The following is a 26,199-nucleotide window of genomic DNA, read 5'->3' on the forward strand; positions in this document are numbered from 1 at the left end:
CTACTTGCCCTTGCTCGTGAACTTCTTCACGGCGACGCGAAACTCGTCCGTGTTCATCGCCATGATGATCCTGTGCTCCTCGGCGTCGAGCTGCTGCTTCACCGGCGTGGTGGCGGCCTGATAGACCAGCGATTTGGTCCCGGCGATCGCGGCGAGCGGATTCTGTGCCAGCCGCTCGGCGAGCTGCCGCGTCGCCGCCTTCAGCTCGGTCGCCGGAACGGTCTTGGCGACGAGGCCCCATTCGAGGGCCTGCTGCGCGGTGAAATTGTCCTCGGACAGGAAGATCTGCAGCGCGCGGCGGGAGCCGACCGTGCCGACCATGCCGACCGTCGAGCCGCCGTCCGGCGACACCCCGATCTTGGCATAGGCCGGCGTGAACTTGGCGTCGTCGGCGGCGATGCAGAGATCGGTGACGAAGGCGAGGCCCATGCCGGCGCCGGCGGCCGAGCCGTGCACGCTCGACAGCGAAATCTTCGGCATGCGCCGGATCATCTCGATGAAGGCGTGGTAGTGCTTCAGGAGCTCGCCGACGACAGGCGTCACCGTGCCCGCCTCGGCGGCGGCCCCGATGGTCTGCAGATCGCCGCCGGCCGAGAAGGCGCGGCCTTCGCCCTCGATCACCACCACCTTGATGTCGTCGGCGCCCTCGAGATAGGCCGCAAGCTGCTCGAGCTTTTGCGCGATTGCAAGGTTGATCGAATTGAACGCGGCGGGCCGGTTCAGCGTGATGGTCGCGATCGGGCCGTCGATCCGCAGCAGGGCGGGATCATCGGGTCGGGAGACGGGAGCGGTCATTGGAAAATCCCCGGCAGGAGGTCATTTCTGCAACTAAATCGCAGAAGGCGAGGGGTGACAATCCCCGGCGCGAGCGGCCGGCGGAGGCTCTTGCGTCGGCCGGAACGATAGGGTCAAATGCACTGCCTTCGTTGAGGGACGGACACGAGCGCCGGCTTCTCCTGGGCAAGCAAAGCCAAAATCAGCGAGAGAGGAGACGACATGGGTGACGCTCGTGTCTCCGGAAATGGGCTGTTCCAATGACTGATGGTCCGGTGATCATCGTCGGGGCTGGCCATGGCGGCTATCAGGTCGCGGCATCCCTGCGCCAGGCGGGATTTTCCGCTCCCATCTGCCTGATCAATGACGAGGCGCATCTGCCCTATCAGCGGCCGCCGCTGTCCAAGGCCTATATCAAGGGCTCGGCCGGGCCGGAGAGCCTGATGTTCCGGCCGGAGAAATTCTACCATGACCAGACCATCGAGCTGATCGCGGACCGCGCGGTGTCGATCGACCGCGCCGGACGCAAGGTCCTGCTCGCTTCGGGCAAGGCGCTGCCCTACGGCCACCTCGTGCTGGCGACGGGCGCGCGCAACCGGCTGCTCGATCTGCCCAACGCGAACCTTCCCGACGTGATGTACCTGCGCATCCTCGACGAGAGCGAGGCGCTGCGAAGCATCATTCCGTCGAAGACCCGCGTCGTGGTCATCGGTGCCGGCTTCATCGGGCTGGAATTCGCGGCCACCGCCCGCATCAAGGGCCTCGAGGTCGACGTGCTCGAGCTCGCCCCGCGCGTGATGGCGCGCGCGGTGACGGCCGAGGTCTCGGAATACTTCCAGCAACGGCATCGCGACGCCGGCATCCGCATTCATCTTGGCGTGCAGGCAACTTCCATCGAGGCCGACGGTGGCAAGGTCACCGGTGTTTCCTTGAGCGACGGAAGGCATCTGCCCGCCGATCTCGTCGTGGTCGGCGTCGGCGTGCTGCCCAATATCGAGCTCGCGGCGGAGGCGGGGCTTCCCGTTGCCGCCGGCATCATCGTCGACGAATTTCTTGCGACGGCCGACCCCGACATCTCGGCGATCGGCGATTGCGCGTTGTTCGCCAGCCCGCGCTTCGGCGGATCGCTTCGGCTGGAATCGGTGCAGAACGCCACCGACCACGCCCGCTGCCTCGCGGCGCGGCTGACCGGCGACCGCAAGGCCTATGACAGCCATCCCTGGTTCTGGAGCGACCAGGGCGAGGACAAGCTCCAGATCGCCGGCCTCACCACCGGCTACGACCGCGTCGTGCTGCGCGGCAGCCCTGCGAACAAGGCGTTCTCCGCGTTCTGCTACAAGGGCGACAATCTGCTCGGCATCGAATCGATCAACCGCGCCGGCGATCACATGTTCGGCCGCAGGTTGCTCGGCATGGACCGCTCGATCACGCCGGCGCAGGCCGCCGACGAAAGTTTCGATCTGAAGAGCGCGCTGGCGTGATCAGCCGGCGCTGAGCACCGCCGCCACTTCCGCAGCCGTCGGCATCGACGGCCCGGCGCCCATGCGCTGCACACTGATCGAGGCAGCGATGTTGGCATAGGCGAGTGCCGCGCGCAGCGGCGCGCCATCGGCCAGTTGTGCGGCAAGCGCGCCCACGAAGCAATCGCCGGCGCCCGTCGTGTCGACCGCCTTCACCACGCGGCCGGGCACCGCAAGCTCATCGCGTCCAGCGAGCGCGAGCAGGCCGCGCTTGCCGAGGGTGACGCAGATGGTCTGGTCATCTCGTGCCTGAAGCTGCCGCGCCACGGCGATGATCCGCGCGGCCTCGTCGCTCTCGGAGAGCTCGGCGCCGGCGAAGAAGCCGAGCTCGGTCTCGTTCAGCACGAGGATGTCGACGAGCGCGAGCAATTCGCTCGACATTTTCTGCGCCGGGGCCGGGTTGAGCAGCGTGATCGCACCGGCCTCGCGCGCCCGATGGAAGAACGCGGCGATCGTGGGCAGGGGAATCTCGAACTGGCTGACGGCGACGTCGCCCTGCACGAGCGGCACGACACGGACATCCTCGGCGCTGAGCAGCGAATTGGCGCCGGGGATGACGACGATGGTGTTGTCCGCCTCCGCCACCGTGATGATCGCAGTGCCGGTGTGGGCCTGGGGGGTCTGCTGGAGATAGCCGAGGTCGATGCCCTGGTCGCCGAGAAATGTCCTCAGCTCGGCGCCGAACGAATCCTGGCCCAGCCGTCCGATCAGCGTGGTGCCGGCACCGAGCCGCGCCGCCGCCACGACCTGGTTCGCGCCCTTGCCGCCCGGGAAATACAACACCTGCTTGCCGGCGACGGTCTCGCCCACCCTGGGGTGGCGATCGGCCGTCGCCACCACATCCATGTTGATGCTGCCGGCGACGAAGACGCGCCCCATGCGAGACCTCAGCGAACCCTAAACCCTGATTTCGAACTCGTGCCGGACCTTGGCGATGTCGACAAGCGTCGGCAGGCCGGCCTCGTTGCCGAGGCGCTGGATCTTGAAGGTGGAGGCGGCGCGGGCAAAATCGAAATGTTCGCGCCAGCTTTTGCCGGGATGGGCAAGGTAGGAATAGACATAGGCGCCGTGGAAGACGTCGCCGGCGCCGTTGGTGTCGATCACGCGCTCGCGCGGGATCGGCATCGCCGGCATGACCTCGACCGCGCCTGTCTCGTTGTACCAGAGCAGGCCCTTCTCGCCCATGGTGATGCCGCCGATCTTGCAGCCGCGGCTCTTGAGGTAGTCGAGCATCTTCTCCGGCGTCAGGTCCATCTGCTCGCACAGGCGCTCGGCGACGATGGCGACGTCGATGAATTCGAGCAGCTCGTGCGTGTTGGTGCGCAGGCCGCCGCCGTCGAGCGAGGTCAGGATGCCGGCCTCGCGGCAGACTTTTGCGTAGTGGAGCGCGGCATCCGGCTGATGGCCGTCGACATGCAGCACGCGGCAGCCGCCGAGATTGAGCATCGGGAATGGGTGGATGTGATCGTCGTCGCGGCAGCGGACGATGGCCCGCTTGCCGTCCTTGGGCATGATGAAGGAGAGCGAGGACTGGTTGACCTTCCGCCCATGCAGCGAGATTCCGTACTTTGCGCACATGTCCATGAACATGCGGCCGAGCCAGTCGTTGGCCGCGGTGGCGATGAGATCGGGCACGATGCCGAGCTTGGCGCAGCAGAACGCCGCCGTGACCGCATTGCCGCCGAAAGAGACCGCGTAGTCGGTCGCCACGTGCTTCTCGTCGCCGGTCGGCATGTGGTCGGTAATGAAGACGACGTCGATATAGGTCTGTCCGATGAAGAGAGCCTGCATTGCTTGTCCGTGATGCGCTTTGTGGTCCCGGCCGGCGCGCTTACTGTAACACCGGTTCCGCCGAGGGGCCGCTGAAATTATTCGCAAAACCGCCGCCCGAAGCGCTTGAGGTCGGCATGGGGCCGGAATACGACCATGACAGGGCAATGCCAAGCCCGGGCAAACGCCGTCTTTCGGTCCATGGTTCCGGGTCGATCAACGGGGGAAAGATGATCACCGGTCTCGATCACGTCGTCGCTCTGGTCAGGGACATCGGTGCGGCCAGGGCGGCCTATCAGACGCTGCTCGGACGGGCGCCGGCCTGGCAGAATTCGGGCGAGGGCGCCGACCGGGTGCTGTTCACCCTTGCCAACATGACGATCGAATTGATGGCGCCGAGCGGCTCCAGCGTCATCGCCGACCGCATGCGCGCGCTGCTGGACGACCAGGAAGGCATGCTCGCGAGCCTGTGCTTTCGTGTCGCGGACATGAGCAGGATGCACCGGCGGCTGGAGCGGGTGGCGCTCAAACCGGATCCGGTGGCTGAGGTCGAAAGCGGCGACGCGGAGAGCGGCGCGGTCCTGCACTGGAAACGGACGCGCGCGGCCACCGAGTTGACGCGCGGGTTGCGCATGTTCTTCCTCGAACTTGCCGACGAGCGCCCACTCTCGCCCGCGACCGACATCGCGCCGATCGACGCGCTCGACCACGTCGTGATCACCACCGAGGATTCCGAGCGTGCCGCCGCGCTCTACGGCGCGCGGCTCGGGCTTGATCTGGCGCTCGACCGCTCGCATCAGGACTGGGGCCAGCTGATGTTCTTCCGCTGCGGCGATCTCGTCGTCGAGGTGGTGCGCCGCCCCGTCGCGGGCGGCGACCTCACGCGCGACCGTCTCTGGGGCCTGAGCTGGCGGGTGGCCGACATCGACGCCACGCGCGCCCGACTGATCGCCGGCGGCCTCGACGTCACCGAGGTCCGCAACGGCCGCAAGCCGGGCACGCGGGTGATGACGGTGCGGAGCGGCACCTGCGGCATCCAGACCGTGCTGCTGGAGCGCTCGCCGAAGCCGGTGGATTGAGGCCGGTCTCTCCGCTCGTCATTGCGAGCGTAGCGAAGCAATCCAGCATCCCTCACCGGAGACAGTCTGAATTGCTTCGTCGCAAGGGCACCTCGCAATGACGGCGCGCGCGTGTTACACGGCATCCTGACAGCACCCAGCGAGCGACCGGTTTGGCGATAGCGAAGGCAAAGCGAACTCTGAAATGGCAGCGCGATCCCGAGGGGATGCGGCTGCGCATTCTCGAAGCCGCCAAGCAGGAATTCTCGGCTCACGGGCTCGCCGGCGCCCGCGTCGACCGGATCGCGGCCAAGGCCGGCGCCAACAAGCGCATGCTCTACTATCACGTCGGCAACAAGGACGAGCTCTATCTCACGGTGCTCGAAGGCGCCTATGACAAGATCCGCAGCGAGGAAAGGGGGCTCGATCTCGAGCATCTCGATCCGCCCGAGGCGATCCGGCGCCTGATCGAGTTCACCTGGAATTACTTCCTGCGCAATCCCGAGTTCCTGTCGCTGCTGCAGACCGAGAACCTCGCGCGCGCAAAGCACCTGAAGCGCTCGACCAAGGTCAAGTCGATGCACTCGCCCTTCGTCGAGATGATCCGCACCGTGGTGCGGCGCGGCGTCGACAGCGGCGACTTCCAGGTCGCGGTCGATCCGGTACAGCTCTACATCTCGATCGCGGGACTTTGCTTCTTCTATCTGTCGAACTCGGCGACGCTGAGCGTGATCTTCGGCCGCGATCTGCTGGACAAGAAAGCCAAGGACGAGCGGCTCGCCCACATGGTCGGCCTCGTGCTGGCGGCGCTGACGGGGCAGTCGACCGCGCTGTTCGACGTGGTGAAAGCGCCGAAAAAGCGCGCGACGGTGGCGCAGACGGTTTAGCGGCGCAATTCGCGCGCCGCCCAACGGGTACTCTCCCGCCTCACCAATCTCTCACCGCGCCCGCGAAAGCGGGCGATCCAGTATTCCAGACACGGTGAAGGAATACGGATAGGCCGCGGCGTCCTGGATTGCGCCTTCGCGGGGAATGACACCGAGGATGCGGCGCCACCAACGCATCCTCCGAATCCCGGAACCCCGGCGCAAACGTCACAGGGAAAGGGCTGGACAGTATTTATCCAACGGGTTAATTTCTCCCCAGAACGAACAAGAATGCCGGGAGTGAGACGTGGCTGAGTTGAAGCCGCAAAGTGCGGTGTCCAAGATGCTGAATGCGGCCTGGGTTCGGCCGTTCTTGTTCCTCGTCTTCATCGTCGTCGCCTGGGACCTGGCGATCCGGCTGTTCAGGATCCCCGCCTACCAGATCCCGTCGCCGGGCGATGTCCTTGCGGTGCTGCGCACCGACTGGCCGGAACTGCTGCGGCAATCCTGGCCGACGACCTATGCGACCGTCTGCGGCTTCCTGCTGTCGGCGCTGTTCGGCATTCCGGTCGCGATGCTGATCGCGGGGTCGAAGACGGTGGAGAGCTACGTCTATCCGCTGCTGGTGTTCTCGCAGTCCGTGCCGAAGATCGCGATCGCGCCGCTGTTTGTGGTGTGGTTCGGCTTCGGCATCATTCCGAAAGTGATCTCGGCGTTCCTGCTCGGCTTCTTCCCGGTGGTGGTTTCCGCCGTCCAGGGCTTCAAATCTGTCGATCCCGATATGGTCGATCTCGCCCGCGCCATGCAGGGCAGCCGTTTCCAGGTGTTTTGTGCCGTGAACCTGCCGCATGCGCTGCCGGCGATCTTCTCCGGCCTCAAAGTATCGGTGACGCTGGCCGTGGTCGGCGCCGTCGTCGGCGAGTTCGTCGGCTCCAATTCCGGCATCGGTTATGTGATGCAACGCTCGATCGGAACCTTCGACCTTCCGACCATGTTTGCAGCGCTCGTGATCCTGGCGCTGCTCGGCGTGATGCTGTTCTGGATCGTGGACCGGATCGAGAAGCTGGTCATTCCCTGGCATGTCAGCCAGCGCGAGGACGTGATTTTCGCAGCATAATTAAAGCAACGAGCGGCCAGCAACGGCCCAAGCAACAGAACATAAGTAACAGCACATAAGCAACAACGACAAGGGAGAGTGACGATGAAGCGGTGGATAGGAGCTGTCTCTGCGGCGCTGATGGTGTTCGCGGCCATGCCGGCGCAAGCGGCCGACAAGGTCGTGCTGATGCTGAACTGGTACGTCTATGGCGAGCACGCGCCGTTCTATTACGGCAAGGCCAAGGGCATTTACGCAGCCGAAGGCATCGATCTCGAGATACAGGAAGGCCGCGGCTCCGCTGCGACCACGCAGGCGGTCGCCGCCAAGACCGCCGACTTCGGCTATGTCGACGTGCCCACCATGATGCGCGCCGCGATCAAGGGCGCACCTGTGGTCTCGACCGGTGTGCTGCTCCAGACCAGCCCGATGTCCGCGATGGGCTTCGTCGACAAGAACATCAGGAAGCCCGAAGACATCAAGGGCAAGACGGTGGCGATCACGCCGGCCGACTCCATGACCCAGATCTGGCCGCTGTTCCTGAAGAAGACCGGCCTCAAGGAAAGCGACTTCCAGACGGTCGCCGGCGACGGCCAGACCAAGCTCAACGCGGTCATCAACGGCCAGGCCGATCTTCTGCTCGGCTACGTCATGGACCAGTCGATGAAGATCAAGGACGCCACCGGCAAGGATGTCTATCCGATCAAGTTCGCCGACTACGGCATCAACATGGTCTCCTCGGGCATCATCGCCAACTCCGACTACGTGAAGGCCAATGCCGACCTCGTCCGCCGCTTCATGTCGGCGACGACCAAGGCGGTCGAGGCCGCCGAGAAGGAGCCGAAGGCGGCGGCGCAGTCGATCCTCGATGCCAACCCCAAGGGCGGCAAGATCGATACCCTGACGCAGGGCTTTGAGCTGACCGTTCCGCTCTACCGGACCCCCGAGACCAAGAGCAAGCGGCCATTCCAGGTCACCGACCAGAACATGACTGATACGGTCAACCTCATGGTCGAATATGGCGGGCTCGATGCCAAGGCCAAGGAGAACCCGAAAGCCTTCTACACCAACGACTATCTGCCGAAGAGCGGCTCGTGAAACCAGCGACTATATCGAGTGACACCGTGCAGCCGGCCGCGCATCTGAGACTGGTGAGCGACCGGGCTGTCGGCGATGCGTCGGGCATCAGGCTATCAGGCGTGTCGAAGACCTACCGGACGCGCGACGGCGATGTGCCGTCGCTGCGGCCGCTCGACTTCCACATCAACGACGGCGAGTTCTTCGTCGTGGTCGGCCCGTCCGGCTGCGGCAAGTCCACGCTGCTCAAGCTGATCTCGGGATTGCTGCCGCCGACGGCGGGCGAGATCCTGGTCGAGGGCGAGAAGGTGACGGCGCCGCACGGCAATGTCGGCATCGTCTTCCAGAACGCGCTGTTGCTGCCATGGCGCAACATCCTGTCCAACGTGATGCTGCCGATCGACATGAAGCGGCTGCCGCGGCAGACATATCTCGACCGCGCCAAGGCGCTGTTGAAGCTGGTCGGGCTGGAAGGCTTCGAGAAGAAGCTGCCCTGGCAGCTCTCCGGCGGCATGCAGCAGCGCGCCTCGATCTGCCGCGCCCTGGTGCATGATCCCAGGATCATGCTGATGGACGAGCCGTTCGGCGCGCTCGATGCGTTGACGCGCGAGCGCATGAATGTCGAGCTGATGCGGATCCAGCGCGAGACGAAGAAGACCGTGCTGCTGATTACGCATTCGATTCCCGAGGCCGTGTTCCTCGCCGACCGCGTGCTGGTCATGACCGAACGGCCCGGCGCGGTCGCCGCGATCTACGACGTGCCGCTGCCGCGCCCGCGCTCGCTCGACGTGATGGCCGATCCGGTGTTTACCGAGCTCGTGCAACGCATCCGCAAGCACTTCTTTTCACAGGGTGCATTGGACTAGGTGGTTATGGTGTTCTCTGAACGGGCCATATGCGCGGTGCGCTCCCTCCCCCGCCTGCGGGGGAGGGCTGGGGAGAGGGTGTCTCCACTCGCGAGAACCCCCAAGGGAAGAAAGCCCTCACCCGGCGCTGCGCGCCGACCTCTCCCGCAAGCGGGAGAGGTGCACTGCCACCTGAGTCACATCTCGGGAGCCAGGTGACACCATGGCCCCCCGCCTGAAGCTGCGAGACATCGCCTTCTTCGAACGACCCGTGCATTTCGCGCGGCCGTTCCGCTTTGGCGCCATCACCATCAACGCGACGCCGCAGCTGTTCGTGCGGGTCGAGATCGAGGTGGAGGGCAGGGGCAGTGCGGTCGGCGCCAGCGCCGAACTGCTGGTGCCAAAATGGTTCGACAAGCGGCCGGAGCTGTCGCCGGCGCAGACGGTCGACGGCCTGCGGCGCTCGCTTCAGATCGCACGCGGTCTTTATCTGGCGCGCACTGGATTTCAGACCGCGTTCGATCTGCATGCCGCGTGCCTCGGCGCCCAGGTCGCGACTTGTGCGAAGAAGAACATTCCGGCGCTCGCGGCGGCTTATGGCCCCGCGGAAATTGACAAGGCGATCCTCGATGCGCTGCTCCGGGCCGCCGAGACCAGCTTTTTCGACGGCATGGCCGGCAACATTGCCGGCATCGATGCGCGGCTTTCGCCAGACCTGAAGGAAACGGATGTCACGACGTTTCTCTCCGCCCGGAAGCCGCTGCCGCGCGTTGCTATCAGGCATACCGTCGGCCTCGACGACATCGTCGAAGGCAAGGGCGGCGTTGCCGATGTCCATGAGAACGCCGGCGCGAGGTACTTCAAGCTGAAGCTGTCGGGTGACCCATCGGCCGATGCGACGCGGCTGGCACGCATCGGCACGGAGCTCGAGGCGCTTGGTCATGACTATAAGGTGACGCTCGACGCGAACGAGCAGTACGCCGATCTCGACGCACTGCATGCCCTGGTCAATCGCCTCGATCATGACGCCGCATTGCGGCCGATCGCCTCGCGCCTGCTCTATGTCGAACAGCCGATGCCGCGCGACATCACCCGGCAGTCGCCGCTCGGCTCGCTGGCTGCACGCGGCTTCATCATCGACGAGGCGGATGATTCCTATGACGCCTTCCCGGCGGCGCGGGCCCTCGGCTATCACGGCATCTCCTCGAAATCCTGCAAGGGCCTTTACAAGTCCATCGTCAACGCAACGCGCGCGGCGAAATGGAGCGAGGGCGGAGAGAGGTTCTTCGTAACCGGCGAGGACCTGACCTGTCAGCCCGGCCTTGCCGTCCAGCAGGATCTCGCGCTTGGCGCTCTGATCGGCGTCACCCATGCCGAACGCAACGGCCATCACTATGTCGATGGCTTTGGCGAGGCGCCCGCCGCCGAAGCGCAGGCCTTCGCGGCCGCACATCCCGATCTCTACGCCGATGCCGGGCAGGGCATCCGGCTCTCCATCCACGACGGCGATCTCCTGACGGGATCGCTTCACGCTGCGGGGTTTGCGACGTCGGTCCATCCGGACTGGCCGGCGCTCCGCCCGCTCGAACAGCCAACATCACTTCAGGAGCAATTGGCATGACCACCCAACGCCTCGGCCTCATCATGAACGGCGTCACCGGCCGCATGGGGCTCAACCAGCATCTGATCCGCTCGATCGTCGCGATCCGTGAGCAGGGCGGCGTCCGCTTGAAGAACGGCGACCGCATCATGCCCGATCCGATCCTGGTCGGCCGCAGCGCCGAGAAGGTCGAGGCGCTTGCCAAGCGCTACAACATCACGCGCTGGACCACCGACCTCGACGCCGCGCTCGCCGACAAGAACGACACCATGTTCTTCGACGCCGCGACCACGCAGGCCCGGCCCGGCCTGTTGACCCAGGCCATCAATGCCGGCAAGCACGTCTATTGCGAGAAGCCGATTGCGACGAACTTCGAGGAGGCGCTCGAGGTCGTCAAGCTTGCCAACGCCAAGGGCGTCAAGCACGGCACGGTTCAGGACAAGCTGTTCCTGCCCGGCCTGAAGAAGATCGCCTTCCTGCGCGATTCCGGCTTCTTCGGCCGCATCCTCTCGGTGCGCGGCGAGTTCGGCTATTGGGTGTTCGAAGGCGGCTGGCAGGAGGCGCAGCGGCCGTCCTGGAATTATCGCGACGAGGACGGTGGCGGCATCATTCTGGATATGGTCTGTCACTGGCGCTACGTGCTCGACAACCTCTTCGGCAATGTCCAGAGCGTGGTCTGCATCGGCAATACCGACATTCCCGAGCGCTACGACGAGCAGGGCAAGAAGTACAAGGCGACGGCAGACGATTCCGCCTATGCAACCTTCCAGCTCGAGGGCGGCGTCATCGCCCATATCAACATGTCCTGGGTGACGCGCGTCTATCGTGACGACCTCGTCACCTTCCAGGTCGACGGCACGCTCGGCTCCGCGGTCGCGGGTCTCTCCGATTGCATGATTCAGGCGCGGCAGGCGACCCCGAGGCCGGTGTGGAATCCCGACGAGAAACGGTTGCACGATTTCTACGGCGACTGGCAGAAGCTGCCCGACAACGTCACCTACGACAACGGCTTCAAGGAGCAGTGGGAGATGTTCATCCGCCACGTCTACGAGGATGCGCCCTACAAGTTCACGCTGCTCGAAGGCGTCAAGGGCGTACAGCTCGCCGAATGCGCGCTGAAGAGCTGGAAGGAGCGGCGCTGGATCGACGTCGCCCCGATCAAGGTCTGAGGAGGCAGACATGAACAAGCCCGTCCTGCCAATGTCGTCCCTATCGCTGAAGCTGCCGAAGGCCGATCGCTCGATCGAGACCTACCGGCTCGCGGCGTCGCGAACGTTTCCGGCCAAGCTCGAGGGCCCGCTGAACCGCATCGCGTTCTCGGCCGTCCATACCGTGACCGATCCCTTCGCCGACAACGATCCCTGGCTCTCCGCCGCGGTCGACTGGGACAAGACCATCGCCTTCCGCGAGCACGTCTGGGACCTCGGGCTTGGCGTCGCCGAAGCCATGGACACCGCGCAGCGGGGCATGGGGCTGGACTGGCCGACCTCGCTGGAGCTGATCACGCGCTCGGTGTCCGCCGCGAAGCGGCGCAACGCGATGGTGTTCTCCGGCGCCGGCACCGATCATCTCGCGGTCGAGGATGCCAAGAGTCTCGACGACGTGATCCGCGCCTATGAGGAGCAGATTTCGGCGGTCGAGAAGGTCGGCGGCCGCATCATCCTGATGGCGTCGCGCGCGCTGGCCAAGCTCGGCCGCAACGCCGACGATTATGCAAGAGTCTATGACCGGGTGCTGTCGCAGGTTCGCGAGCCCGTGATCATCCACTGGCTCGGCGACATGTTCGATCCGGCGCTGACGGGATATTGGGGCACCAAGGATCTCGACGGGGCGATGGACACCGCCGTGGCCATCATCAACAACAACGCCGCCAAGGTCGATGGCGTCAAGGTCTCGCTGCTCGACAAGCAGCGCGAGATCGACATGCGCCGTCGCCTCGACAAGCGCATCAAGATGTATACCGGCGACGACTTCAACTATGCGGAGCTGATCGCCGGCGACGAGCAGGGCTTTTCCCATGCGCTGCTCGGCATTTTCGATGCGATCGCACCGGCGGCCTCCTACGCCCTGTCGCGGCTTGCGGCGGGTGACGAAGCCGGCTTCCACGACGTGCTGGGGCCGACGGTGCCGTTGTCGCGCCACATCTTCAGGGCGCCGACACGCTTCTACAAGACAGGCGTGGTGTTCATGGCCTATCTCAACGGCCATCAGGACCACTTCACCATGGTCGGCGGGCAGGAGAGCACGCGCTCGACGCTGCATCTGGCCGAGCTGTTCCGGCTGGCCGACAAGGCCGGGCTGCTTGCCAATCCGGAGCTGGCGACGCGGCGGATGAAGGCGGTGCTCTCAACGCACGGAATCGAATCCTGATGCGTGATTTCTCGTCCGACCATCGCTGGCTGTCGCTGAACACGGCGACGGTCCGCAAGCAGGGTGACCTCGTTCAGATCATCGATGCCTGTGCAAAGCACGGCATCCGCGCCATCGATCCCTGGCGCGACCAGGTCGCAGCCGTCGGTCTCGATCGCGCCGCGCGCGCGGTGCGCGAGGCCGGCCTCGAACTGTCGGGCTATTGCCGCGGCGGCATGTTCACCTCCGACGCGTCGCGCCGGGGCGAGGTGCGCGACGACAACCGGCGCTGTGTCGATGAAGCCAAGGCCATGGGTGCACCCTGCATCGTGCTCGTCGTCGGCGGCCTGCCGCAATATTCGCGGCCGGGCAGCGAGGTTTCGAAAGATATCGTGGCGGCGCGCGGGCAGGTCGAGGATGCCTTGGCCGAGATGCTAGACTACGCGAGGCAAGCAAAACTGCCGCTGGCGATCGAGCCGCTGCATCCCGCCTATGCGGCCGACCGCGCCTGCGTGAACACGACAAAGCAGGCGCTCGACATCTGCGACCGGCTCGACCCTGGCCGTAGTGGCATGCTCGGCGTCGCGCTCGACGTCTATCACATCTGGTGGGATCCGGAGCTGATGGGTCAGATCGCGCGCGCCGGCAAGGACCGCCTGCTCGCGTTCCATGTCTGCGACTGGCTGGTGCCGACCAGGGACATCCTCAACGACCGCGGCATGATGGGCGACGGCGTCATCGACATCAAATCGGCGCGCGCCGCGGTCGAGGCCCAGGGTTTTGCCGGCTTTTCGGAGATCGAGATTTTCTCCAACGACTGGTGGGGCAAGCCGATGGATGAAGTGCTGCGCACCTGCATCGAACGGCACAAAACGGTCGTTTAGCCTTCCCCGGTATCCATCGCGCGCAGCGCCGCTGATCGCCTGAACTATCAAACGGTTGCACGGAGTCGCCGGGGCATCTCGCGGCGACCACCGCCTACTGTGCATGGGGTTGTTTTCGACAATTCTGTTGTGGGGCCTCAGCCGATCGCGCAGGGCACGCTCAAAAACCCGCGGAACCGCACCCGTCCGCCCCGCACCGGCCGCCCGCTGACGGCATAGTCCGGGAAGCGCGCCAGGAAGCGCGAGATCGCGATGGCGCCTTCCAGCCGCGCCAGCGCCATGCCGGCGCATTGATGCGCGCCGGTGGCGAAGGCGAGATGCCGGTTCGGCGACCGCGCGACATCGAAGCGTTCGGGATTCGGAAACTGCACGGGGTCGCGGTTGGCAGCTCCAATGCACAGCGTCACCGACGTGCCGGCATCGAGCACGACGCCGCCGAGCTCGACCCGTTCGGTGGTCATGCGGTTACCGAGCTGGTTCGAGCTTTCGTAGCGCAGCATCTCCTCGACCGCGGTCTTGATCAGATCCGGGTTGTCGATCAGCCGCTGCTTCTGGTCCGGATTGCAGTGCAGCGCCACGAGGCCGTTGCCGATCAGATTGGTGGTGGTCTCGTGACCGGCATTGAGCAGGAAGATGCAATTGTGCAGTAGCTCCTTCTCGGTCAGCCGCTCGCCGTTCTCCTCCCCCTGGATCAGGCGTGTCAGCACGTCGCGCTCGGGATTGCCGGGCTTCTCGCGCCGGCGCGCAACCAGCGTTTCGAGATAGGCCAGGAAGTCCTTCACCGCGGTGTTGCCGCGCGCCGCCACTTCGCTCGACACCACGGGTTCGAGCGCACCGAGGATCGCCAGCGACCAGTCGCGCAGTGGCGTGCGCTCGTCATGGGGCACGTCGAGCAGATTGCCGATCACTTCGATCGGGATCGAGGCGGCGAAATCCTCGATCAGCTCGCAGGCACCCTTGGCGGCAATGGCGTCGAGCAGGCCGTCGACCAGCCTGACGATATCAGGCTCCATCCCCGCGATCGCGCGCGGTGACAGCGCGCCCATGATCAGGCGGCGCACGCGCGTATGCGCCGGCGGATCGTTGAAGACGAGGCTGGTGGTGTGGTGCTCGTAGAGCGGGGTGTCGCCGTATTTCGGCGCGAACTCGCGCTTCTTGTCCGAGCTGAAAGATTTGGTGTTCTTGTAGGTGGTGACGAGGTCGTCGTAGCGGGTCAGGAACACGGTGCCGTTGGGGAGGCGCTTGACCGGCTCGTTCTCCCGCAGTGCACGATAGGTCGGGTAGGGATCGTCGTAGAATTCCGCCGTCAGCTTCTCCAGATCAAAATGAGCCGCCAGTTCTTTCGCATCTGCGTTCATGCCGCCATACTCGCCGGTTGAGACCGATATGCTGTTTTCGCTCTTTCGAGCGGTTGGGATCACCGTCTACAGTCGGGTCCTGATTTGCAAGCCGACCGGACAGGAAAATGCACGCCCGCGCTGACGCTGCCGAGACGACGGCGCCGACATGGCCCGACGATATCTTCGCGACCTTGCAACGCTTCGATGTCCGGCAGGTGCCTTACGTGCCCGACGCCGGCCATTCCAGGCTGATCAGCCGCGTGCTGGCTTCATCCTCGATGCGCGGCATTCCGCTCACGACGGAGGAGGAGGGCGTGGCACTTCTCGCCGGTGCCTGGACCGGCGGACAGCGCGGCGTCCTGTTGATGCAATCGAGCGGGGTCGGCAATTGCATCAACATGCTGTCGCTGATCCCGATCCTGCGTTTTCCGTTCCTCACGCTCGTGACGATGCGCGGCGAGTGGGGCGAGTTCAATCCGTGGCAGGTGCCGATGGGATCGACCACGCAGGGCGTGTTCGAACTCTCCGGGGTCAAGGTGCTGCGCGCCTCCGATGCGGCCGAGGTGCCGGCCGTGCTCGAGGCGGCGGCGGCGCAGGCCTACAACGCGCTCACGCCCACCGCGGTCCTGCTGTCGCAGCGCCTGATCGGCGCCAAGGTCTTCGCCAAATGAGCAAAGCCAATCTCCTCGACCGCCGCCAGGTGGTGTCCTCGTTGCTCGCGGACCGCAAGGACGTGGTTGCGATCGGCGGCCTCGGGGCCTCCACCAACGACATGTGCGCGGCCGGCGATCACGCCCGCAACTTCTATCTCTGGGGCGGCATGGGCGGCGCTGCGATGATCGGGCTGGGGCTCGCGCTGGCGCAGCCGAAGCTGCCGGTGCTGGTCATCACCGGCGACGGCGAGATGCTGATGGGCATGGGGAGCCTTGCCACCATCGGCCTGCAGAAGCCGCCCAACCTCTCGATCGTCGTGCTCGACAACGAGGCCTATGGCGAGACCGGCGGCCAGACTAGCCACACCTCGGCGGCCGCCGATCTCGTTGGCGTCGCCAGGGCCTGCGGCATCGAGGACAGCCGATCCGTCACGACCATGGCCGAGGTCGAAGCCTTCGCCAAAGCCGTCCACGACGTCGCGGCGGGTCCGCGCTTTGCCAATGTGAAGATCGACAGCGCCAATCTGGAGCGGATCTTGCCCAGCCGGGACGGGACCTACGTCGTCAACCGGATCCGCGGTGACCTCGGCTTCCAACCGATCTAGGTGCGCGTTCCGGCGCACTGGTCTGCACGGTGGCCGTGCAGGCGAGGCCGATTTCCACTGAAACTACAACGCACTCAGGTTGCGATGCAGCATAGTGCTTGACTTTTGCGTGGGTGAGTGCTTACTCACCGCGCATGAGCTCACTGCGAATGACGAGCGACCTGAGGCGTCAATTGATCCTCGGCGCCGCAAAGCGCTGCTTTGCCCGACACGGCTATACCGGCACCACGACGAAGAGCGTGGCGGCTGCGGCTGCCATTTCCGAGGCGCTGCTATTCAAGCATTTCCCGTCCAAGGCGGCGCTCTACGCCGAGATCCTCAGCGACGAATGCGAGGCGGACCCGGCATTGATGGAGCTGCTCGAGCGGGAGCCCTCGACGGCCACCCTGGTCGAACTGATCCGCGGCATGGTCCAACATTTCCTCCACATCGCCGACGGGCCCGACCAGGAAGAGGCCCAGCGCCTGCGACTGATGGCCACGAGCCATTTGGATGACGGCGAATTCGCCCGTTTGCTATACGCCAAGATCGAGACGCTGATCGGGGCTGTTTTCGTCGCTTCGCTCGAGCGCGCCGTTGCCGCCGGGGACGCGCGGCCGTGCGCTGGCGATCCGCTCAACCTGTTCTGGTTCGCGCATCATTCAGTGATGACGGCTGCGCTGACCAGGCTGCCGGCCACGCCCTGCCTCGCCTACGGCAGGGCGAACGATCTCGAGCGGCAGCTGTGTGAGTTTCTCCTGAGGGGTATCGGACTTAACGACGCCGCAATTGTTTCGCATTTGGGCCGCAATCAGGCCGGTTGTGCGGGCAAGACGGCGATTGCAGAAAGTGCATGACATGAACATCGTAACCGAACACAAGATTTCGGGCGAACCGATCGACAACAAGGCTCCCAAGCGTCCGGTCCGGCCGGTGCTCTGGTTCATCATCGTCGGCACGCTCCTGGGCGTGCTCGTGGGCGGCCTCGTCTGGTTCAATTATTTCCGCGGCCAGATGATCAAGCAGTTCTTCGCCAACAACAAGCCGCCGCCGACGGCAGTCAGCGCGGCCGAAGCGAAGTCCGAGGTGGTGCCGAACCTGCTCACCGCGGTCGGCTCCCTTGTCGCCGTCCACCAGGTCGATGTCAGCGCCGACGTCAACGGCCGCGTCACCGAAATCAAGTTCGAACCGGGTACCCATATCGAAGCCGGTACGCCGCTGGTGCAGCTGTTCGACATGCCGGAGCAGGGCGACCTCGCCAATTACAAGGCGCAGGCGACCGTCGCGCAGCTGTCGCTCGACCGCGCCAAGCAATTGGCCTCGCGCCAGTTCGGTCCGCAGGCGACCGTCGACACCGCGCAGGCCGCCTACGACCAGGCGCTGGCCGGCATCGCCAAGACCGAGGCCTTGATCTCGCAGAAGCTGGTCCGCGCGCCGTTCTCCGGCGATCTCGGCGTCCGCAAGGTCGAGGTCGGCCAGTATCTGACGGCCGGCACGGCCATCGTGTCGCTGACCGATCTGTCGGAGCTGTGGGCCAACTTCACGGTGACGGAAAAGGATTCCGGCAACCTCAAGGTTGGTCAGGTCGTCAGGCTGAGGGTCGACGCCTATCCGGGCCGCACCTTCGAGGGCAAGATCACCACGATCGAGCCGCAGATCGCGACCGATACCCGCAACATCCGCGTGCAGGCGACCATTGCCAATCCGGAGAAGATCCTCAAGCCCGGCATGTTCGTGACCACCACCGTGGTGCTGCCGGACAAGCCGGCGGTGATCACCGTGCCGGAAACGGCGGTCGACTACACGCTGTACGGCGACTCCGTGTTCGTGATCACCGAGAAGAAGGATGCGGACGGCAAGACCAGCCTTTCCGCGGTGCGCACCTTCGTGCAGACCGGCAACCGGGTCGAGGGTCGTGCTGAAATCCTCAAAGGCCTGAAGCCGGGCGACAAGGTCGTCGCCGTCGGCCAGCTCAAGCTGCAATCGGGCGCAGCGGTGTCGATTTCGACCGACCCGGCTCCGGCAATCCCGGCGCAACCGCCGCGTTACTGACATGTGCTCGCGTGATCCGGCCTGGCCGGATCACGTTTCTTGAGACAAAGAGATCGAGATCGACGCGATGCGCTTTACCGACATTTTCATCAAACGACCGGTGCTGTCGGTCGTCGTCAGCCTGCTGATCCTGCTGATCGGCCTGCGCGCGGCGATGGTGCTGCCGATCCGGCAATATCCGAAGCTTTCGAACACGGTCATCAACATCACGACCGTCTATCCCGGCGCGTCCGCCGACCTGATCCAAGGCTTCATCACCACGCCGATCGAGCAGGCGGTCGCCTCCGCCGAGGGCGTCGATTACATCACCTCGTCCTCGGTGCTCGGCACCTCGACGATCCAGGTCTACATCAAGCTGAACTTCGATCCGAACCAGGCACTCACCGAGGTGCTGGCCAAGACGAACTCGGTCAAATACCTGATCCCGAAGGAATCCAACGATCCGATCGTCACCAAGACGACGGGCCAGACTACGGCCGTGATGTATCTCGGCTTCTCGTCCGAGGAACTGTCGGGATCGGCAATCTCCGACTATCTGACGCGCGTGGTGCAGCCGGTGCTGTCGACCGTCGACGGCGTCGCCTCGGCCGACATCCTCGGCGGCCAGACTTTCGCGATGCGGCTGTGGCTTGACCCGGTAAAGATGGCCGGCCGCAACGTCTCGCCGGCCGATGTGGCGGCGGCGATCGCCGCCAACAACTTCCAGTCCGCGGCGGGCCAGACCAAGGGCTACCTGATCGTCTCGAACATCTCGACGAATACCGGCCTCACCGACGTCAACCAGTTCAAGAAGATGATCGTCAAGGCCAAGGACGGCGGCTTCGTACGGATGGAGGACATCGCGACCGTCGAGCTTGCAGCTCAAAGCACGGACGCGAGCGTCGCCTTCAACGGCGAGCACGCGATCTTCATCGGTGTCCAGGCAACCCCGCAGGGCAACCCGCTGACGCTGGTCAAGGGTGTGCGCGCGCTGTTCCCCGAACTCGAGCGCAATTTGCCGCCGTCGATGAAGATGAAGGTGGCCTACGATTCGACCAAGTTCATCCAATCCTCGATCGACGAGGTCGAAAAGACGTTGGGCGAAGCCGTGATCATCGTGATCGTGGTGATCTTCCTGTTCCTGGCGTCGTTCCGTTCGGTCATCATTCCCGTCGTCACCATTCCGCTGTCGATGATCGGTGTCTGCACGCTGATGCTGGCGCTCGGCTTCAGCTTCAACCTGCTGACGCTGCTTGCCATGGTGCTCGCGATCGGCCTGGTGGTCGACGACGCCATCGTCGTGGTGGAGAACATCCATCGGCATCTGGAAGAGGGCAAGACGCCCGTGCAGTCGGCCTTGGAGGGCGCGCGCGAAATCGTCGGTCCGGTCGTCTCGATGACGATCACGCTCGCGGCCGTGTACGCGCCGATCGGCTTCCTGGGCGGCCTGACCGGTTCGCTATTCCGCGAATTCGCCTTCACGCTTGCCGGCTCGGTGATCGTGTCCGGCGTGATCGCGCTGACGCTGTCGCCGATGATGTGCTCGGTGCTCCTCAAGAATGCCGAAGAAGGTCGTTTCGCCAAGCTCGTCAACAGGGTCTTTGGCGCGGTCACGCGGTGGTACGGCCGCAGGCTCGACCGCTCGCTCGACTACAAGGCCATTACCGGCCTGTTCGCGGTGACCATCCTCGGGCTCGTCGGCTTTCTCTACATGCACACCTCGAAGGAGCTGGCGCCGGAGGAAGACCAGGGCATCGTGTTCGCGGTGACGAAGGCGCCGAAATACGCCAACATCGACTATGTCGATTTCTATGGCGAAAAGCTCGACAAGGAGTTCCAGAAATTCCCCGAGACCGATCTGCGCTTCGTGCTGAATGGCATCAACGGCCCGCAAGGCGGCATCGCCGGCATGCTGCTGAAGCCGTGGGACGAAAGGAAGCGTTCCTCGATTCAGCTGAAGTCACTGGTGCAGGCCGAGCTCTCCAAGATCGAAGGCGTTCAGGCCTTCGCGTTCAACCTGCCGCCGCTACCGGGCGGGCCGGGCGGCCTTCCCGTGCAGATGGTGATTAACTCGACCGCGGGCTTCCAGGCCGTCTTTGAGCAGATGGAGAAGCTGAAGGACGCCGCCCGCAAGAGCGGCATGTTCATCGTCTCCGACAGCGATCTCGCCTATAATCAGCCGACTGTAACGGTGAAGATCGACCGCACCAAGGCTCAGGATCTCGGCGTCAACATGCAGAACGTCGGCAGTGCGCTCGCCGTGCTGCTTGGCGGCAACTATGTCAACCGCTTCAATCTCGAGGGTCGTTCCTACCAGGTGATCCCGCAGGTGCCGCGCGGCCAACGGCTCTCGCCGGAAGCGCTCGGCGGCTTCTACGTGACGACCAATACCGGTCAACAGCTTCCGCTGTCGACCCTGGTATCGATCGAGACGAAGACCGCCCCCAATTCGCTGACCCACTACAATCAGCTCAACTCGGCGACCTTCTCGGCGGTGCCGATGCCGGGCGTGACTGTCGGCGCGGCGGTCGACTTCCTCGAAAGCGAGGCCAAGAAGCTGCCACAGGGATTCAGCCACGACTATCTCGCAGACAGCCGGCAGTATGTGCAGGAGGGCAACCAGCTCGCGATCACGTTCGGCTTCGCACTCGTCATCATTTTCCTGGTGCTGGCGGCGCAGTTCGAAAGCCTGCGCGACCCGCTCGTCATCATGATCTCGGTGCCGATGGCGATCGTGGGCGCGCTGATCCCGCTGTTCTTCGGCGCAGCGACCATGAACATCTACACCCAGGTCGGTCTGCTGACGCTGGTTGGTCTGATCACCAAGCACGGCATCCTGATGGTGGAGTTCGCCAACGAGCTCCAGGTCAACGAGCGGCTCGACCGCCGCTCGGCCATCGAGATGTCGGCTCGCATCCGGCTGCGGCCGATCCTGATGACGACGGCCGCGATGGTGACGGGCCTGATCCCGCTGCTGACCGCGACCGGCGCGGGTGCGGCCAGCCGTTTCTCGATCGGTCTGGTGGTCGTCGCCGGCATGTCGATCGGCACGCTGTTCACGCTGTTCGTGCTGCCTGCGGTGTACGTGGTGCTGGCGACCGACCATCGCGCGGCGGCCGATTCCGAGCGGAATAAGCAGGTCAACGATCTCGATCTCGGCAACAAGGCGCTGCGGCCGACCTGAGGTCACAGATCAGCGAACCGGAGGGCGGCGGCGGCCAACCCGTTGCCGCCCTTTTTCGTTATCGCCCGGGGTCATCCGCGGTTCCGCCGGCGAGACAAGGAGCGGCCTTCTTGCTAGGTTTGGCAGGATGAGCCTTTCCCTCCATCCCGATACCTCGCAAGCGAGGACGCTGCCAAGCGCGGCACCGGATGGCGCCGCCTCCGGAGCGGCGGCGGGGCAGGGGATCAGGACGCGACTTTTCACCAAATATGTCGCGCTGTTCGTGGCCGTTGTCGCCATCGCGCTGCTGGCCAACGGCCTGTTCGAGGTCTTCTTCTACTATCGCGAGCACAAGGCCGCTTTGATCCGGGTCCAGCATGAGCAGGCCGAGGCGGCAGCGGCCAAGATCGGCCAGTTCGTCAAGGAGATCGAGAGCCAGCTCGGCTGGACCACGCAACTGCCCTGGTCGGGGGGCTCGATCGAGCAGCGCCGGTTCGACGCGCTGCGGCTCTTGCGCCAGGTGCCTGCCATCACCGAGCTCGCTCAGGTGGATTCGACCGGCAAGGAGCGATTGCGGGTCTCGCGGCTGGCGATGGATGCGATCGACAGCGGGATCGACCTGTCGGGCGATCCGAAGTTCACCGAGGCGGTTGCGCACAAAGTATATTACGGGCCGGTCTATTTCCGCAGGGAGTCGGAGCCTTACATGACGCTGGCGCTCGCCGGCCCGCGCAAGGATGCGGGTGTGAGCATCGCGGAGGTGAACCTGAAGCTGATCTGGGACGTCGTGTCCCAGATCAAGGTCGGCGAGCACGGACATGCCTATGTGGTCGGCCCGGAGGGACGCCTGATCGCACATCCCGATATCAGCCTGGTCCTGCGCAACACCGACATGTCCGGCCTCGCGCAGGTGCGCGCTGCGCTGGCCGGAGCTACCGTGGACGCGCTTTCCGAGGCGCGCAACATCCAGGGACAGAAGGTGCTGACCGCGTCGGCGCCGATCGCGCCGCTGCACTGGACCATGTTCGTTGAGCTGCCGGTCGAAGAGGCCTATGCCGCGCTCTATGCCGCGTTGCAGCGGCTCGCGATCGTGCTGCTCGCAGCCTCGATCTTCGCGGTGCTCGCCGGGATATTTCTGGCGCGCCGCATGGTCGGGCCGATCCAGGCGCTGCGTCGCGGCGCCGAGCGGATCGGGGGCGGCGATTTCGCCCAGCGTATCTCGATCAAGACGGGTGACGAGCTCGAAGGGCTCGCCGACCAGTTCAACGACATGGGCGCGCGTCTGCAGGAATCCTATGCAGACCTCGAGAACAAGGTCGAGCAGCGGACCGCAGAACTCCGGCAATCTCTGAACGATCTGCGCGCGGCGCAGGATCGTCTGGTCCAGACCGAGAAGCTCGCTTCGCTCGGCCAGCTCACGGCGGGCATCGCGCACGAGATCAAGAACCCGCTCAATTTCGTCAACAATTTCTCCGCGGTCTCGACCGAGCTGATCGACGAACTCAACGAGGTGCTCGAAGCGGCAAAGCTCGACGGCAAGACGAAGCAGGAGGCCGATGAGCTGACCGGCATGCTCAGGGGCAATCTCGAGAAGGTGGTGCAGCACGGCAAGCGCGCCGATTCCATCGTCAGGAACATGCTGGTGCACTCGCGCCAGGGTTCCGGCGAACATCGCTCCGTCGATATCAATGCGGTCGTGGAGGAGAGCCTCAATCTGGCCTATCACGGCGCGCGCGCCGAGAAGCCCGGCTTCAACGTCACGCTCGACCGCGACTTCGATCCCGCTGCCGGTATGGTCGATATCTACCCGCAGGAGATCTCGCGCGTCTTTCTCAATCTCGTCTCGAACGGCTTCTATGCCACCGCCAGGCGCAAGGAGAGGGCCACGGACGGTTTCGAACCCACCCTGCGCGCGACGACGAAGAATCTTGGCGACAAGGTCGAGGTCCGCATTCGCGACAATGGCACCGGCATTTCACAAGAGGTGAAGGAGAAGATGTTCAATCCCTTCTTCACGACCAAGCCGGCCGGCGAGGGCACCGGTCTCGGCCTTTCCATGAGCCATGACATCGTCGTGAAGCAGCACGGCGGCACGATCGACGTGAACACCGAGCCCGGTGTATTCACCGAATTCATCATCACCCTGCCGCGCATGATGGCGGCAGGCGGAACTACTGGAGACAAGGCTTGAACGTTTACATCCTGGTCGTCGATGACGAGCCTGACGTCGAGGCGCTGTTCCGGCAGCAGTTCCGGCGCGATCTGCGCGCCGGCCGTTTCCAGATGGAATTCGCGCCGTCCGCGCCGGATGCGCTGAAGCTCGCCGCCGAGGTGCGCGATCCTTCGCTGATCCTGATTCTATCCGACATCAACATGCCCGGCATGAGCGGGCTCGACATGCTGCCAAAGGTGCGTGACGCGCACCCAAACGTTCCCGTCATCATGATTACGGCCTATGGCGACGCGGAGACGCGCAGGAAGGCGATCGAGCGCGGCGCGGTCGGACTTCTCACCAAGCCGATCGATTTTGCGCTGCTGCGGCAGGAAATCGACACGCGGCTCGAGCAGGCCGCATGACCGCCACCATCCTCTTCGTCGACGACGAGCCGGATCTCGAGGCGCTGGTCCTGCAAAAATTCCGCAGACAGATCCGTGATGGGCTCATCGACATCATGTTTGCTCGCGACGGTCTCGACGCGCTGCAATCGCTCGAGCGGAATCCGCATGTCGACATGGTGGTCTCCGATATCAACATGCCGCGGATGGACGGGCTGTCGCTGCTGGCGAAGCTCCAGGAAGCCGAGGACAAGAAGTCCACCATCATCGTCTCGGCCTATGGCGACATGAGCAACATCCGCACGGCCATGAATCGCGGTGCGTTCGACTTCCTGACCAAGCCGATCGACTTCGTCGACCTGGAGATGACGATCCAGAAGACTGTTCGCCATATCGAGATGCTGCGGGAGGTTCGGCGCCGACAGATGGAGGCGGAGCGCGCTCATGCTGCGCTGTCGCGCCATTTCTCACCCGAGCTCGCCAAGCGTCTGGCGGCGGGGGGCGAAGGTGAGGGCATCGAGGTGCAGTGGCGCGACGTCGCGACCATCTTCACCGACATCGCCGGCTTCACTTCACTGGTCGAGAGCGCGCCGCCCGAGATGCTGGGCGAGCTCCTCAACGAATATGTCGGCGGGATGACCGAAGTCGTCTTCGCGCATGAGGGGACGGTCGCAAAGATCATCGGCGATGCGATCCAGGTGCTGTTCAACGCGCCCGGCGACCAGCCCGACTATGCGACACGCGCGGTCGCCTGCGCCCATGATCTCGATGCCTGGGCGCAGGGCTTTTGCGCGCGCCAGAAGGCCAAGGGTTTGAATTTCGGCACCACCCGTATCGGCATTCACGCCGGGCCGGCGCTGGTCGGCAATTTCGGCGGCAACCGGTTCTTCGACTACACCGCGTATGGGGATTCCATCAACATCGCGGCGCGGCTGGAAGGTGCCAACAAGCATCTGGGGACGCGCATTTGCGTCAGCGCAAGCGTCGCCAAGGCGGCCGAGAACTTTCAAGGCCGTCCCGTCGGTGAGCTGATGCTGCGCGGACGCAGCGAGCCGTTGCGTGCATTCGAGCCGTTGCCGCAGAAAAAATTCGAGGCGCCGGAAGCGGCGCTCTATTCCGAGGCTTTTGGCAAGATGGAGGCGGGCGACGTCGCGGCCATGCCGGCCTTTGCCGCGCTGGTCGGCATGCACGCCGACGATTCCCTGGCCGGCTTTCACCTGAAGCGCCTGCTCAATGGCGCCAAGGGCATTCGCATCCAACTGGACTAGGAGTTCAAGATGAATCGTGACTTCGCCGCCGGTAATTATCGTTTCATTCCGTCCGTGTTCCAGTATTCGGCCGGTGCGGCCGCGGACGACGGCTATGAGATCGAGCGCGTCCGGTTCGACCGCCTGGTGCCGCTCGCCGAGGGATTTGCGCTCGCGGCAAAGTACATCCAGGAAGCGGGACGGCCGCTGACGGCCTTCTGCGCCTGCGAACTGCGCTCACCGGCGGCCTTCAGCGAAGAGGGCTTTCGCGCGTTCAACCTGCACTATGTGAAGACACTGTCCGAATGGGGTATCTTCGACGGCAGCACCAATCCGGTGGCACGCAGCAATGTCTGCCCCGAGATCGATCCGCCGTCCGAGCCGTCGTTCTATGCCTTCTCCTTCACGCGGCCGACAAGCTCGAAGGCACCGAGCTTCGTCATCGCCGGCGGTGCCGAGGCGCGCGAGGGCGGCGGGACCTATGTCGAGCGCACGGTGCGCTACCGCGACCTCAGCCCGGAGGGCCTTCGCGAGAAGGTGCGCTTCACCACGACGTCGCAGATGGAAAACCGGATGACGGCGTTCGGCTTCGGCTGGAAGGACACCACCGGCGTACAGGCCTATTCGGTGCACGACTTCCACCACGCGCTGGTCGACGAACTGGTCCGCCGCGGCGCGCTGCGGTCCGGCCTGACCTGGCACTTTGCCCGCCCGCCGGTGGTCGATCTCGAATACGAGATGGATTGCCGCCGCGTGCTGCGGGAGACCGTGATTTGAGGTCCTCAT

23 protein-coding genes are annotated in these 26,199 nt (G+C 64.6%); 19 read left to right on the top strand and 4 right to left on the bottom strand.

The features are described 5' to 3' along the window. On the bottom strand, window positions 1-795 hold the full coding sequence (locus tag JQ572_RS09250) for an enoyl-CoA hydratase/isomerase family protein (protein WP_211382697.1): 795 nt from the start codon (window positions 793-795) through the stop codon (window positions 1-3). 239 nt (window positions 796-1,034) lie between these two features. On the opposite strand from JQ572_RS09250, the gene JQ572_RS09255 reads away from it, so the two are divergent. Then, on the top strand, window positions 1,035-2,255 hold the full coding sequence (locus tag JQ572_RS09255) for an NAD(P)/FAD-dependent oxidoreductase (RefSeq protein WP_211382698.1): 1,221 nt from the start codon (window positions 1,035-1,037) through the stop codon (window positions 2,253-2,255). On the opposite strand, the gene JQ572_RS09260 is transcribed toward JQ572_RS09255, so the two are convergent. Together JQ572_RS09260 and JQ572_RS09265 are read right to left on the bottom strand one after the other, a co-directional pair. Continuing rightward, a complete protein-coding gene (locus JQ572_RS09260; RefSeq protein ID WP_211382699.1) occupies window positions 2,256-3,173 on the bottom strand; it encodes a ribokinase in 918 nt (305 codons plus the stop codon). It abuts the gene before it with no gap. 18 nt (window positions 3,174-3,191) lie between these two features. Continuing rightward, the gene (locus JQ572_RS09265) at window positions 3,192-4,085 is read right to left on the bottom strand and encodes a sugar kinase (protein ID WP_211382700.1); all 894 of its coding nucleotides are present in this window, start codon (window positions 4,083-4,085) and stop codon (window positions 3,192-3,194) included. Window positions 4,086-4,294: 209 nt separating this feature from the next. Here JQ572_RS09265 and JQ572_RS09270 point away from each other — a divergent pair, with 209 nt between their 5' ends. From JQ572_RS09270 to JQ572_RS09310, 9 genes are all read left to right on the top strand, one after another. Continuing rightward, window positions 4,295-5,143, top strand: coding sequence for a VOC family protein (locus JQ572_RS09270; protein WP_211382701.1), 849 nt, complete (start codon window positions 4,295-4,297; stop codon window positions 5,141-5,143). A 158-nt stretch (window positions 5,144-5,301) separates the two neighbouring features. Next, on the top strand, window positions 5,302-6,009 hold the full coding sequence (locus JQ572_RS09275; RefSeq protein ID WP_211383526.1) for a TetR/AcrR family transcriptional regulator: 708 nt from the start codon (window positions 5,302-5,304) through the stop codon (window positions 6,007-6,009). A 286-nt stretch (window positions 6,010-6,295) separates the two neighbouring features. After that, window positions 6,296-7,105 carry an ABC transporter permease gene (locus tag JQ572_RS09280; RefSeq protein WP_211382702.1) on the top strand — a complete coding sequence of 270 codons (810 nt, stop codon included), beginning with the start codon at window positions 6,296-6,298 and terminating at the stop codon, window positions 7,103-7,105. An 84-nt stretch (window positions 7,106-7,189) separates the two neighbouring features. Further along, a complete protein-coding gene (locus tag JQ572_RS09285; protein ID WP_211382703.1) occupies window positions 7,190-8,182 on the top strand; it encodes an ABC transporter substrate-binding protein in 993 nt (330 codons plus the stop codon). Continuing rightward, window positions 8,179-9,027 carry an ABC transporter ATP-binding protein gene (locus tag JQ572_RS09290; protein ID WP_211382704.1) on the top strand — a complete coding sequence of 283 codons (849 nt, stop codon included), beginning with the start codon at window positions 8,179-8,181 and terminating at the stop codon, window positions 9,025-9,027. Before JQ572_RS09285 ends, JQ572_RS09290 begins: the two co-directional genes overlap by 4 nt. Before the next feature lie 202 nt (window positions 9,028-9,229). Continuing rightward, window positions 9,230-10,627 (top strand): hypothetical protein, encoded by a 1,398-nt coding sequence (locus JQ572_RS09295; RefSeq protein WP_211382705.1) that lies wholly within the window; start codon window positions 9,230-9,232, stop codon window positions 10,625-10,627. After that, entirely contained in the window at window positions 10,624-11,775 is a 1,152-nt protein-coding gene (locus JQ572_RS09300; RefSeq protein ID WP_211382706.1) for a Gfo/Idh/MocA family protein, read from the top strand. The genes JQ572_RS09295 and JQ572_RS09300 overlap by 4 nt, the downstream gene beginning before the upstream one ends. 10 nt (window positions 11,776-11,785) lie before the next feature. Further along, window positions 11,786-12,976 carry a dihydrodipicolinate synthase family protein gene (locus JQ572_RS09305; RefSeq protein WP_211382707.1) on the top strand — a complete coding sequence of 397 codons (1,191 nt, stop codon included), beginning with the start codon at window positions 11,786-11,788 and terminating at the stop codon, window positions 12,974-12,976. Continuing rightward, complete coding sequence (locus tag JQ572_RS09310; protein WP_211382708.1) at window positions 12,976-13,839, top strand: sugar phosphate isomerase/epimerase family protein; 864 nt, start codon at window positions 12,976-12,978, stop codon at window positions 13,837-13,839. Before JQ572_RS09305 ends, JQ572_RS09310 begins: the two co-directional genes overlap by 1 nt. Before the next feature lie 137 nt (window positions 13,840-13,976). Here JQ572_RS09310 and JQ572_RS09315 read toward each other — a convergent pair whose 3' ends face one another. Further along, entirely contained in the window at window positions 13,977-15,197 is a 1,221-nt protein-coding gene (locus tag JQ572_RS09315) for a cytochrome P450 (protein WP_211382709.1), read from the bottom strand. Between the two features lie 107 nt (window positions 15,198-15,304). Between JQ572_RS09315 and JQ572_RS09320 the strand changes: the two genes are divergently transcribed. The 9 genes from JQ572_RS09320 (at window position 15,305) to cnbZ (ending at window position 26,190) form a co-directional block, all read left to right on the top strand. Further along, entirely contained in the window at window positions 15,305-15,850 is a 546-nt protein-coding gene (locus JQ572_RS09320; protein ID WP_211382710.1) for a phosphonopyruvate decarboxylase, read from the top strand. Beyond that, on the top strand, window positions 15,847-16,437 hold the full coding sequence (locus JQ572_RS09325) for a thiamine pyrophosphate-dependent enzyme (RefSeq protein ID WP_211382711.1): 591 nt from the start codon (window positions 15,847-15,849) through the stop codon (window positions 16,435-16,437). Before JQ572_RS09320 ends, JQ572_RS09325 begins: the two co-directional genes overlap by 4 nt. Window positions 16,438-16,571: 134 nt before the next feature. Then, the gene (locus tag JQ572_RS09330) at window positions 16,572-17,273 is read left to right on the top strand and encodes a TetR/AcrR family transcriptional regulator (protein ID WP_211383527.1); all 702 of its coding nucleotides are present in this window, start codon (window positions 16,572-16,574) and stop codon (window positions 17,271-17,273) included. A 1-nt stretch (window position 17,274) separates the two neighbouring features. After that, window positions 17,275-18,468 carry an efflux RND transporter periplasmic adaptor subunit gene (locus tag JQ572_RS09335; protein WP_211382712.1) on the top strand — a complete coding sequence of 398 codons (1,194 nt, stop codon included), beginning with the start codon at window positions 17,275-17,277 and terminating at the stop codon, window positions 18,466-18,468. A gap of 67 nt (window positions 18,469-18,535) precedes the next feature. After that, window positions 18,536-21,631: a MexW/MexI family multidrug efflux RND transporter permease subunit gene (locus tag JQ572_RS09340; RefSeq protein ID WP_211382713.1), complete on the top strand. Its 3,096-nt coding sequence runs from the start codon at window positions 18,536-18,538 to the stop codon at window positions 21,629-21,631. 127 nt (window positions 21,632-21,758) lie between these two features. Beyond that, window positions 21,759-23,801 (top strand): sensor histidine kinase, encoded by a 2,043-nt coding sequence (locus tag JQ572_RS09345; RefSeq protein WP_211382714.1) that lies wholly within the window; start codon window positions 21,759-21,761, stop codon window positions 23,799-23,801. Beyond that, a complete protein-coding gene (locus tag JQ572_RS09350) occupies window positions 23,798-24,187 on the top strand; it encodes a response regulator (RefSeq protein ID WP_211382715.1) in 390 nt (129 codons plus the stop codon). Before JQ572_RS09345 ends, JQ572_RS09350 begins: the two co-directional genes overlap by 4 nt. Continuing rightward, entirely contained in the window at window positions 24,184-25,434 is a 1,251-nt protein-coding gene (locus tag JQ572_RS09355) for an adenylate/guanylate cyclase domain-containing protein (protein WP_211382716.1), read from the top strand. The genes JQ572_RS09350 and JQ572_RS09355 overlap by 4 nt, the downstream gene beginning before the upstream one ends. 9 nt (window positions 25,435-25,443) lie before the next feature. Further along, window positions 25,444-26,190 (top strand): 2-amino-5-chloromuconate deaminase CnbZ, encoded by a 747-nt coding sequence (cnbZ, locus tag JQ572_RS09360; protein WP_211382717.1) that lies wholly within the window; start codon window positions 25,444-25,446, stop codon window positions 26,188-26,190. Window positions 26,191-26,199: the final 9 nt, after the last annotated feature.

Source organism: Bradyrhizobium sp. SZCCT0153, from assembly GCF_018129995.1.
In the GTDB taxonomy this organism is placed as follows: Bacteria; Pseudomonadota; Alphaproteobacteria; order Rhizobiales; family Xanthobacteraceae; genus Bradyrhizobium; species Bradyrhizobium japonicum_G.